1 protein-coding gene is annotated in these 343 nt (G+C 61.5%); it reads right to left on the bottom strand.

Translation table 11 applies throughout. The annotated features are described in order from the left end of the window. Positions 1 to 9: 9 nt before the first annotated feature. The coding region (locus U5771_RS35425; protein ID WP_322028218.1) for a transposase at positions 10 to 343 on the bottom strand (334 nt) is incomplete at its 5' end.

Genomic DNA, 343 nt, shown 5'->3' with positions numbered 1-343 from the left:
TAGAGCGTGTTATGCACTTTCAAAATACGGAACGGCATGAGCAAGCATCAAAGTGACGAAGACAACGAAATGCAATCCGGCGAGGGTTTCGGGCAAGCGCTCGTAGTCGCGCGCGAGCCTGCGAAAGCGGTTGACCCAGCCGAAGCTGCGTTCGACCACCCAGCGCCGCGGCAGCAGCACGAAGCCCTTCTTCGCCTCGGGCAGTTTGATGACCTGCAACTCGATGCCCTCGTCACGCGCAGCCTGCACCGCGTCTTCGCCGGTATAGCCCTGGTCGGCAAAGGCGAGTTTCACCGTCTGGCCGGTGGCCTGCTGGACCTGCTGCGCCAATTGCCGCACCTGA

Origin of the sequence: Burkholderia sp. BCC1977, from assembly GCF_905339595.1 — a bacterium.
Taxonomy (GTDB): Bacteria; Pseudomonadota; Gammaproteobacteria; order Burkholderiales; family Burkholderiaceae; genus Burkholderia.
This window is presented reverse-complemented; position numbering and strand designations above follow the sequence as displayed.